General features: G+C 68.2%; 11 protein-coding genes. All 11 read right to left on the reverse strand.

What is annotated here, in order from left to right; translation table 11 throughout:
* Positions 1 to 17: 17 nt before the first annotated feature.
* Positions 18 to 1,544: a hypothetical protein gene (locus K1X71_10605; GenBank protein ID MBX7073587.1), complete on the reverse strand. Its 1,527-nt coding sequence runs from the start codon at positions 1,542 to 1,544 to the stop codon at positions 18 to 20.
* Entirely contained in the window at positions 1,544 to 2,782 is a 1,239-nt protein-coding gene (locus K1X71_10610; GenBank protein ID MBX7073588.1) for a hypothetical protein, read from the reverse strand. The genes K1X71_10605 and K1X71_10610 overlap by 1 nt, the downstream gene beginning before the upstream one ends.
* Before the next feature lie 9 nt (positions 2,783 to 2,791).
* Positions 2,792 to 3,505, reverse strand: a complete 714-nt coding sequence (locus tag K1X71_10615; GenBank protein MBX7073589.1) for a hypothetical protein — start codon at positions 3,503 to 3,505, stop codon at positions 2,792 to 2,794.
* 15 nt (positions 3,506 to 3,520) lie between these two features.
* A complete protein-coding gene (locus tag K1X71_10620; GenBank protein MBX7073590.1) occupies positions 3,521 to 4,399 on the reverse strand; it encodes a hypothetical protein in 879 nt (292 codons plus the stop codon).
* Between the two features lie 9 nt (positions 4,400 to 4,408).
* Entirely contained in the window at positions 4,409 to 5,158 is a 750-nt protein-coding gene (locus K1X71_10625) for a hypothetical protein (GenBank protein MBX7073591.1), read from the reverse strand.
* A 34-nt stretch (positions 5,159 to 5,192) separates the two neighbouring features.
* Positions 5,193 to 5,522 (reverse strand): hypothetical protein, encoded by a 330-nt coding sequence (locus K1X71_10630; GenBank protein MBX7073592.1) that lies wholly within the window; start codon positions 5,520 to 5,522, stop codon positions 5,193 to 5,195.
* Positions 5,522 to 5,734, reverse strand: coding sequence for a hypothetical protein (locus tag K1X71_10635; GenBank protein MBX7073593.1), 213 nt, complete (start codon positions 5,732 to 5,734; stop codon positions 5,522 to 5,524). Before K1X71_10635 ends, K1X71_10630 begins: the two co-directional genes overlap by 1 nt.
* Before the next feature lie 12 nt (positions 5,735 to 5,746).
* Positions 5,747 to 8,074, reverse strand: a complete 2,328-nt coding sequence (locus tag K1X71_10640) for a hypothetical protein (protein ID MBX7073594.1) — start codon at positions 8,072 to 8,074, stop codon at positions 5,747 to 5,749.
* A 1-nt stretch (position 8,075) separates the two neighbouring features.
* Entirely contained in the window at positions 8,076 to 8,582 is a 507-nt protein-coding gene (locus tag K1X71_10645) for a hypothetical protein (protein MBX7073595.1), read from the reverse strand.
* A gap of 163 nt (positions 8,583 to 8,745) precedes the next feature.
* Positions 8,746 to 9,912, reverse strand: a complete 1,167-nt coding sequence (locus K1X71_10650; protein MBX7073596.1) for a hypothetical protein — start codon at positions 9,910 to 9,912, stop codon at positions 8,746 to 8,748.
* A 59-nt stretch (positions 9,913 to 9,971) separates the two neighbouring features.
* A complete protein-coding gene (locus K1X71_10655) occupies positions 9,972 to 10,454 on the reverse strand; it encodes a hypothetical protein (protein ID MBX7073597.1) in 483 nt (160 codons plus the stop codon).
* Positions 10,455 to 10,609 lie beyond the last annotated feature (155 nt).

Genomic DNA, 10,609 nt, shown 5'->3' on the forward strand with positions numbered 1-10,609 from the left:
CAAGTCGGTTTGCCGTTTCAATTGCCGCCGCGCGGCAGCGGGCGGATGATCGTGGTCGTCGCGCCCTCCGGACCCACGCGATACACAATGCGATCTCCCGGTTCGGCCGGCACGGCGGCGACCAGTCCCGCCACGAGCGATTGCCTCGCGCGCCGGCGCGCCAACCGCGCGGCCAGCGCGTCAATCGTCAGATCGGCCGCCGCGTCGATCTGGTCGAAGTTGGTGGCCGCGCCAGTCAGCGCGTAGCTGGCTGGGGCGTACTGCGCTGTGACGGTCGGCCTCAATTCCTCGCGGCGAATGTAGCGCGCCGTGCCGTCGCCGTGCGACAGTTCGCGGGCTCGCACATATCGCCGCCAAGACTTCGTCGCTGGATCGCGCACTGTCACGCTCGCGCGCAGCACAAGCTGCGCTGCCGCCGGCCGTGGCCCCGCGCCATAGCGGAACACCGGCCGCGCGAACTTCACCAGTCCGCGCTGGCCGTCCAGCACAAACGGCGTCGCCACCCGTGGCCGGGGATCAGCGCCCAAGGGGGCGAGCGTCGCCGCGCGATTGTCGGCTTGCCACGGATAATCGCACCACACCCCAAACACCACGGCCGGCAGATTGCCGCCCGCTGGGTCCGCGGCGCTGGCCGCCAACTGTTCCGCCGCGAGCGGCGCCAGTTGTGAGAGATCTTTGATCGCGCCGACCAGCGGAAGCTCCAGCGGCAATTGCGCCCGATACCAGCGAAACACGCTCTGCCGCGCCAATTCGCGCGCCGCCAAATCGCTGATCGCGTGAAAGTGCCCCACGTCGGCCAGCGACCAACCGCCGTACGGCCGATAGCTCAACTCGTCGAGCGGTCGCGTCTCGCCATCGACATCGAGCCCCACCGCCTCCAGTGGCAAGTCGACCTGAAAGCGCATCGGCGCCGTGACCACCGCCATGCGGCTTGGCCCCGGCGCCAGCGCCGTCAACTCGCCCCCTGCGATCAAATCGGCGCTCGCTCCATCCACTGCCGCCGCGCGCGGCGCGATCCGCACCCGGTCATCCAGCCCCAGCGTCACCAGACAATCGAACTGACTTGTCAGTCGCTCCAACTCTCGCGCCGGCGAGGCCAGGTTCCACTCCACCCGCGGGCGCGGCGCCGTCGGCAGCGCCGAGACATCGGCCAAAGGTTCGCCCAGCGCCGCCAGGCACAATTGGGCTAGCTCCCTCGGCGTGCGTTCCGTGCCAGCGACCAGTGCGCCGTCCGCGCGCCGCAGGTTGTAGCGCCCGCTGATCTCGCCATACCGCCAGCGCCAGCGGCGATCGACCAGCAATAGCCGCCACACCGTTGCCTGGGGCGAAAAGCGAAACGCCACGCGCTCCACTCGGCAATCGACCAGCCGCACCCGCGCGCCGCCGCAGGTCAGTTCCAGCGTGCCGCCCGTAAGCATGGCGCCCGCCTGCGGCGTGATGTCGACGATCGCGCGCCCCGGCCGCGTTCCCGCCACATGCGTGTAGCGCGCGGCGACCACCTGTTCAACACCGGTTAACGACGCGCTCACGGTTGCCGATGTCATCAGATCACCTCCAGCGTGCGATCGACCCCCAGATCGAGCGTCACCGAGGCGATCGACGCGCGGTGAAGCTGAATTCCGGTGGTGAATGTCGTTGTCGCGAACGGATCGAGCAGCCGCGCGCCGCCGTACAGGTGGCACTCGCTCACCGTTCGCGCCCGCAGATCGCGGGAAAAGTCGAGCGCGCCGCGCTCCCCCACGTGCGCCACCCCGATCGCGCCGGTCGACTGGTAATAGAGCGTCCCCGCGTCGAGCTGCAGCGTGCCGTCGCCGCCGGCCAACTGCCGCAGTTCTCCCCCTTGTTGGTGAATCGAGGTCGCGCCGGCCGACAAGAACACCTGCCCGCCCGATTGCGCAAGCGCGCCCAGCGTCACGCCGGCGCCGATCCGCGCGGTGGCGTCGCTGGCCGGGTTGCCGCGATAGCCCACGCCGAGCGTGCCAATCGCGGCGGTCTGCCCCGCGCCCGCCGCCACGCTCAGGCTGCCGCGAGCCAGGTGAATGACGTTGGCCGCGCTGCTCCCCAGCCAATCGATCGCGGCGCTGCCGGCCTCGGCCGCCGCGCCGCTGTTGGCAATATCGAGCGTGGTCGCGCCGGCGCCCGTGTCGAGCCGAATCCGCCCGGAGCCTGCCCCTTCTCCCTGACCGATGTTCACCTGCGCGGCGCCAATCGCCAGATAGCAGTCGCGATATTCGAGATACCCGGCCGGGTTGACCCGCGCCAGACCGATCGCGCCGGTGTAGCTCTGCGCGATCGACAGGCTCGCCAATGTCACGCCCGACTGCGCAAGGCCATACAGAATGGAGCTACTGCCCGACTCAATATGCGCGTCGTCGCCGCTGGCCGGCACGGCGCCGGTCGACCAGTTGGCGGCCGTGTTCCAGTCGTTAGGCCCACTGGCCGCGCGGGTGGTGGTGAGCAGCAAGGTCTGCGTGTTGCTCGCGCCGCCATTGGCCGTGCTGGCGATGAGTGTGAACGGCGTGCCGGGCCGGTCGCCGGTCAACTGCACATAGCTGGTCATGTCGGCGGCGGTCACCTCGGCGTGTTCGGCCACCGGCGAGGCGTTCCACGCGGCGGCCAACCCCGCGCACACATCGGCCACGGTAGCCGCGGCGGCGGTGTATGTCACCAGCTTGCCGCCGATCGACAGTTGAAACACATCTCCCACTTCCACATTGGCGGGCGTGGCTCGCACCACTTGAGAAATGGCGGGCGCGTCGCCGCGCCAGCGAACGATTGCCATGGGACGCTCCTACTTTGCGATTGGTTCCCCCGCGAGCGGCCAGGCCGACTCGAAGGCGTAATGCCAGGCGATCTCGTATTCGGTCCAGCCGCCGCCGGCGCGCGGCTGTCGCGGACTATGGCGCTCGATGCGCCGCTGATCGATATGCTCGGCCGCCGGCCAAAGCGGCCCGCTCGGCGCGGGATAGGCCACTTCGCCGATGGCGCGCCCCGCTTGCGTCACTCGGAATGTTGTGGCCTGCGCCACCCGTTGCCGCTGCGGCGGACCGGCCAGCGTGGTGAGGTACACGAACCGCGCTCCGCCTCCCGAGAAGCTGAGCGATTCTTCCCACACCAGCGGCGCCGCGCCGGCGGCCAAAGTCGGCATGTCCGCCTCGATCACAATCTGGTAGCTGCGATAGGTCGAATACTCGGCGCCGCGACCTTCCGGAAAGCTCGGCCCGCTCACTACCCGCGCGCGGCTGGCCCCCAACACGTGGCTGGTGCGAGTGACGCCGTCGGGCAGATAGATCGCCAGTTCCTGCCCATCGATGGCGTAGGCCGCCTTGAGCGCGTCGATCGCCCGCGTCAGATCGTGCTGTGTGGCGGCCTGCAAGAAGCCCGCAATCTCCCAGCGCTCGCGTTGGCCGATCTTTCCGCCGCGCGGCGTGGCCAGCGCGCTGGTCGAGATCACAATCGTCGCTTCGCCCAGCGCGTGCGCGTAGGCGCCATATTTCAGGATCATCGTGTTCGCTCTTGGCTAATGGAAATAGGTGACGCTCAACTCTCCCGCGCCGGTGCTGGCGGCCGCGCCCGCCAGTACCAGCGCCAGCGGCGCGGTCATGCCGATCGCGGGGCCCGGCGTTTCGAAGCGCACGCTGGGAAAATCAAATCGCAGTTCCTCCGGGCCGGCGGCGAGTCGCACGCTCGCGGTGGTCGCTCTTGGCGCGGCGGCATAGATCGCCTGCGCGGCCGCGTCGTAGGGCAACGTCAGCCCCAGCCGCACGCGCCGTTCGACGACTGGCAAGTCCACGCGCCAGGTCCCGCTCGCAAAGCGTTCCACCGCCATGCGGTTTTCGATCTGCAGGTCGATCCGCGCCGCTTCGTGCGCCACACCGTCCAGCAATACGCTTGAGCTAGAGAGCGACAATGGCGCGCCCGGCTCACAGACGGTCGGCGACAGGCTGCCCGCCGGCGCAAGCGATTCTGTCAGCGCCTCGATCGACAAGGCCAGCGTGGCCGGCGCGCCGCGCTCGAGCGCCAGCCGCGCCTCCGCGATCTGGCAACCGTGGTAACGAAACACCGCCGCGCCCCGATCGATCGCCAGCGCAAAGCTCGGCAAGCGCTCCGCCAACTGACACAGCGTGACGCCTGGCCCGTCCGCTGCGCTTGTGCCCATCGCCAGCGGCAACAGCCGCGCCAGCTCGGCCAGCGATGGCTCCAACACCAACTCGCCGCTCACCGCCACTGGGCCCGCGACCATCCGCTCTGCCAGCGCGCTGCGCGTGCCGCGCAGGCCAGACAAATCGCGCGCCTCGCGCCGCGCGGCAAGCGACTCGCTGACCACGGCCAACGGCCCCACGGCCAGCGGACTCTCGCCAACTTCGATCCGGCATGTGCTGCGCGTGGTGAGCGTCATGGCGGCGCCTTAAGCTCCCATCCCGCGCGGTTCGCGGGCGCAAAACCCCAGCACCAGCGCCGATGCCCACACGCCGTGCCGCACAAACACCTCGCTCGCCACGATCTCTTGCGGCAAAAGCTCGCAGTCGAACACCTCGTCGACTCCGACCAGCGGCTGATGCCGAAACGCCCGCGCGATCCGTTCGCGCCAGCCGAGCGTTTGCGCCAAGTACGGCGTTTGCTGTTGGTGGTCGGCCACCAGCAGCGTGACCTGCACCGGATAGATCGTCTCGTCGCGCCAGTTCGTGCCGCCTGCGCGCGGCATCTGTTCGCGCCCAGCGGGGCTGACCACGATCGCGGGCAGCGCCGTCGCGCGGCCGGCGCCCAGGTCGCGGTCACTGGCCAGCTTTTGAACCAGCACGCTCGCCGCGCCGAGGCCGGGCAAGGCGAGCGCCACAATGCGCGCCTGTGTCGCCAGCAGGCAGCGATACAAGAGCGCGTCGGCGCCGCTGGTGACTTGAAAGTAAACCAGGTTCGAGATGCCGGTCGCGCCGGCCACGGTCGACGCGACATAGCCCCAGTAGTAGCCGGTCGCCAGCGCCAGCGCGAGATCGCCATCTCCCAGCCGCGCGCCGGCGAGAATCCAATCGGCGCCGCTCAACTGACCGTTGACGCCGCGCACAAACAGGTCGTTCATTGCGCCAAGCGCCGAGCCGCCGATCGTGGCCAAGGCGCCGCTGCCATCTTCGTTGTCGGTGATCGAAAGCGCAAGCGTCATTTGTTTTGCGTCTGTTAAAGAGAAATGAAAAACGTCAGTTCGCTCGGCGACAGACCAATCGCCAGCGCGCCGCCAACGTGACCCGCGCCGCCGAGACGACCAGCCACGCCTCGGCGCCGCGGACGATGCGATCGCCTGGCCGTGGCTCGACTCCCGCCAGCGCGCTCGCTGGCACGTGCCACGCCACATCCCCGGCGGCCAGCGCCAGTTGGCCAGATAGCAGTTCCAGCGCCTCGCCCGCCAGCGGTCGGCGCAGCGCCTTGGCCACCGGATAGGTCTGTTCTCCCGCCGGCAGCACGCTCACAAAGTCGATTGCCTCGTGCTGATCGAACGCGTCGAAGTCCTGATTTACGTCGATATTCATCAGGTGCAGCCTCGCGAATGGATTTCAAACGGCTCCTCGGCGGCCAGTCGCGCGTCGCACCAGGCGACCACCTCTTGCAGCCGCGCCAGATAGTCGGCCCAGGCCACCGCCTGACCATCGATCGAGTAGCTTGGCTTGGGCGTGGCGGTGATTTCGGTAATCAGCGCGAGCGTTTGCGTTTTGATCGCGCGCAGCATGTCGGCGTCCGTCATCGTGTGTCTCCTTTATCTGGCTGCCAGGCGGCGCAGCGGGGCCCGCGTTGGCGGCGTGACGCGCGTTTGCGCCATCCGCCGCGCGATGATGCCCGAGCCTTGCGCGTGCGGGCCGGTGTTCGAATGCGTAAAGTCCTGCCAAAATCCGGCCGCGCCCCCGGTGTTGGGGTAGAGGCTTGGATTGGCGAGATAGTCCTGCTCGATGTCAGAGAGCGCGATCAGTCCCTTCCGCTGCCGGGCCGCGGCCAACCGTCGCAGTTCGGCGTTGAACTCGCTCATTGCCGCCAACTCCTGCGGCGTGTAGCCCCTGATCGTGCCGCCGCCGGTGTAGGCGCCGTTGCCGCTCGAACCGGTCAGCGAAATCGTGTTGGCGTCGACAATCTGCGCGCTCGCCCAAAAGCCATTGGCCGCGGTGTTGCCTGTCGCCCCGGCGACATACAGCCGCGTGGTGGCGCCCGCGATGCCGTGGCTCGGCGCGGTCAGCACGATCGGGCTGGCATTGGTCGCGCCGGTCACCGTGGCGCTACGCTCGCGCGGCATCATCGTGGCCAGCCAACAACTACAGTCGTTGCGCGCGCACAGGTCCAATAGCGCGGTCAGGTTCTCGCGCAGCGAGGCGAGCGCCGCCGCGCTATCACCAGCTTGAATCGGTGTCAGGTCGTTGACGCTGCCGCCGTCGAAGTTGATCAGTTCCACGCCGCAGGTGTGCGTCATCCCGGCCAGCATCAAGTGCGTCCACTCGCGCCGCGCCAGGCCTCCCCGCGCCAGCGGCGCCACGATCAGCCGCCGCTCCAGGCCGTGCTGCGCCAGCGGATAGTAGCCGCCGGGCAAACTGTGAAACTCCGCCCCATACGGAAACGCGCGGGCGACATGATCGGCTGTTTGTATCGCGGGACTCGCGCCGGCATACGCGGCGCTGGTCATCGAATCGACCAGCGACAGGCTCGGCCGCCGACAAATGGCGACGTAGCCCGCCTCGATGTTCACCGCCGTCGGCGTCCCCACCAGCCGCAGCTTGCCCAATGGCTGCGGTGTCCAGTCGACCAGCGCGGCGCTGGCCACGATCTTGGTCGCCGACGTCGCCAGCGCGCTGGTGGTCAGGTCGATTGCCGTCAGTCGCGCGCGGCCGTCGCGATGCAAGTGCAACAGCACGCACTGCCGCGCGGCGTGGTTCCAAGGAGTCGCCAGCGCGAGCGATCCGTTTTGATACCCGTAATAAAGTCCGCCGCTGGTCACGCTCAGCGTGAGCAAGGCCGTGCTGCCACCGGCCTCCAGCGCCTGAATCGTCAGCGCCGCGCCCGTTGGCACATACAGGTCGGATAGCGCGATGTGCGACCAGCCTTGCTCGTTCACGGGCAAGGCGCCGATCTCGTCGATGGTCGTGGCGGTCGGCGACTGCCCATTGCCGGCAAAGTTCATCCGTCGTCGCAGCGGCGAAACGCCCGTCAGTCCGTACTCGGTGGCGTCGTCGCTCACCGTGCCGGAGCCGCTGGCCTGAAAGTACGCCCCCTGCGTCGCCGCGCCGGCTGCCGCCAGCGCAAATGGTTGAAACAAGCGCGTCACCAGCGACTGCGGCTGTTCGTCGAGCGCATACACTGGCCGCACCGCCAGGTCGTTGCCGCTGTAACTGCGCAGCGGGCCGGTCACGCGCCACTTCACTCCGGCCCAGGCTGGCAGCTTGATCTGCAGCGCCTGCCCGCTCCAGGTGATTGCCGTCGTATCGGTGGTCGTGCGGCTCACCAGCGCGCCGTTCAACAGCGCCTCGACCACGCCGCTGGCGCCATAGCGCACATGAAACGTCAGCCGGTTCCATCTGCCCCACTGACCATACACCGCCTCGGTGACGTTCCCTTGCAGATAAATCGACCGCGGCGTCGTCGCCGCGCTGTTGCCGGTCACCAGCGCCCAACCGGGCGGGTTGTAATACGGCGCGCCGCTCGCCCCATTGCAACAGATTTGGCAATGCAGATACGCGCTGGTGATTGCCAATATCAAAAAGTCGCTCTGCGCCGTCGGCAACTGCGTGGCGCCGTCCCACGCGCCCATCAGCCACAGGTCGAGCCAATAGTCGGCGGCGTCTCCCGCGGGCGGCGCGCCGACCAGCGCCGTGCCGGTCGGATCGACCTGCAACATCGCCAGCGCGCCCGTCGCGCTCTCCGCATATCCTGTTGCGCCAGAGCCGGGTGGCAGTTCCGCGCTACTGGCCGCGCGCAGCGTCCACGCGCCGGCGGTGAGCGCCGTCAAGCGGCTGCTAGCGGCGGGACCCGAGTTGGCCACCGTCAGCGTTTGCCCCGCCAAGGCGCCCCAGCCCGTGGCGTCGATCGCGCGTAGTTGCGGCATGTTATTTCACCCTCGCTTGAATGGTCGCGCCGGCCAGTCCCGTGCCGGCTAGCGCCGTGCGAATCGCCACCAGCGTCTCGGCGCAGCCATCGGCGTCGACCTCGATCGGTTGCGTGTAGCTATAGACGCCATCGCGCACGTCGTTGGCCACGTCGACCGACAACGTCTGCGCGTGCAGTCCACCGGCGTCGACCAGTCGCTGCGCCCGTCCCTGTCGATCGCGGCCAAACACCTGCGCCACGGGGCTTGCGCTCACCGTGGCCGCCGTCGGATACTTGAGCCGCGCTTGCAGGCTGGTCCCCAGCCCGGCGATGGCCAGCCAGGTTTGCGCCGCGCGGGCGATGGCGCCAGGGTTCACAACCACTCCCGCCGCCTGCACGCCAGGCTCGTTGTCGATTTGCGCCGGATCGAGGCAGACATCGACCCAATCGCTGGCCACCGCCACCGGCAGCACGTACTGCCGCACGCCGCCGCTGATGGTGGGAGCTGTTCTGAAAGTTGGTGGCATGACTTGCTCTACGAAAGGTTGAAGACTCGTTCGAATATCAAAAACCACGGCGGGGCAGGCGCGTCGAACCGCGGCCACGCTGTCGCTGGCGCGCCCCGTTGGTTGGGCAGCGCTTGCCGCTTGTGCCGCGCCCAGCCGCCGCCGTGGCGCCCGTCACGCGTCATCACGTGTCGTAGCACTGCACCACGTAGCGCGGGTTGATCACCGCCGCGGCGCCGCGCTCGCTCACCTTGAACCGCAGCACAATGTCTTGCGTAAAGTCGGCCTCGTCGTTCTGCGGGGCCTGCACCACCGTGATCGGCCAGTTCTCCATGTAGGCGAACGCCCGCTGAAAATCGCCCACGTACCAATGCTTCTTGGCGTTGGCGACGGTAACCCCGCTCGCCACCAACCGCCGATACGCGATGCGGCTCGACTCCACCCGGTAGCCGCTGATCGGATTGGGCGCGATCGTCTGCGTCGCCGCCCCGGTTCCGAGATAGCGAATCTCCGTCGCGCTAAAGATGCGATTCGCCGCGTGCCGATACGCGGGCATCACCAGCACGGTGTTGCCTTGCACCAGCACCGGCTCGCCAGTCGCCGGGTCGACCATCTCGGCGAACAGTTGCTCCACCGCGTCCACGTCGGTCCAATCGACCAACTCGTTGCCGCTGAGGCTGTTGGCCCACGCCCCCGACGCCAGATAGGTGTTGTACGCGGTTCCCTTCCACTTGTAGTTGTTGGTGACGCCGATCACCAGATCGGCCAGCCGCTGCTCCTTGTTCAGTCCCAAGATCTCGCCCACTTCGCTCGCGCGCTGCAGCACCAGGTTGGTGCGATCGAAGAACACCGCCTCCTTGGTCACCGGCACGATGAAGCCGCGCTTGGTGGTCGAGGGCGTCTCGATGTAGTCCTCGCCAAAGCCCAGGTTGGGGTACGGCATGCCGGGGCGCACCTCGTCGACCAGATCGGCCACGCGCGTCACGCCGGGGATCTTCTCGCCGTCGAACCGCGTCGGCACGGTGCTCACCAGCCGCGAGACGACAAACGCCTCGTGCTGATACGCCTCCAGCAGAGTCGAGTAAACAATCTGCCCCGTGATGTTCGAAAACGCGCTGGCGTCCACCGCCCCGGCCGCCTCCTGCAGCGACACGCCCCCCGCCACCCGCGGATCGAGCGTGCGCACCCACTCGCGGCCGTCGGGCACCAACGCCTCGGCCAGGTCGCGCAGACTGAAGTCGCGCGGCCGCAGTTGCCCGGCCGAGAGCGCCTCGGACAAATGCCCCACCGTCTTGGCGGGGCCTTCCAACTCGTACTGTCGTTTGAGATCGCGATATTGAATCGTTGGCATCGAATCGGTTTCCTGAGCTGCAAATGAAGGAATGGAAAAAACGCCGCGCGCCTCGGGGCTCACGCTTTCGGCTGTGGGCCGCCGCGCATCACCGTGGAAAAGATCTCGACCAGCGCCCGCGTGGTGCTCGCCCCATAGCGCTTGGCGACGCGGCCAATCGCCTTGGCCTCGTTGCCCGCCGCCAGCGCCGCCGTCTTTTGGTTCTCGAGCGCGTTGCCGCTCTGTTTGGCGGGCGCCGCCAGCGCGCCTAGCTCAAACGTCGCCGCCGCGCAGTCGAATTCAAACACGCCGCTGGTCGCCACGCGGATCGGCTCGACATCGCCTGCCCGGCTCCGCTGCATCGCCACGCCGAGAAACGTGTTCTGAAACTCGTCCTGCGTCGTCGCCAGGTCGGTGTTCCACGCGTGCAGGCTGGCCGGCGTCACGTCGCCGCCGGCGGCCATCTCCACCAGGTCGCCCACCTCGATCACCGTGGCGCTGGCGATCGGTTTAGAAATCACGGGATTGGTGTCGCCATAGCGCCACCGCATTTGGTCGGCCATGCAAGGTCTCCTTGAATCGAGTCGGTCAGGTGATGTTTTTTTTCGTTGGAACTGGCCGCGACTAGCCGCGGGCGATCGCCCGCACAAACTCCGCCGTGGTGGTCGCCGCCAGCGCGCCGTCGGCGGCCAGTTGTTCCATGGCGCGCGGCGACTGC

It is taken from the genome of Pirellulales bacterium (assembly GCA_019694455.1).
Lineage (GTDB): Bacteria > Planctomycetota > Planctomycetia > Pirellulales > JAEUIK01 > JAIBBY01.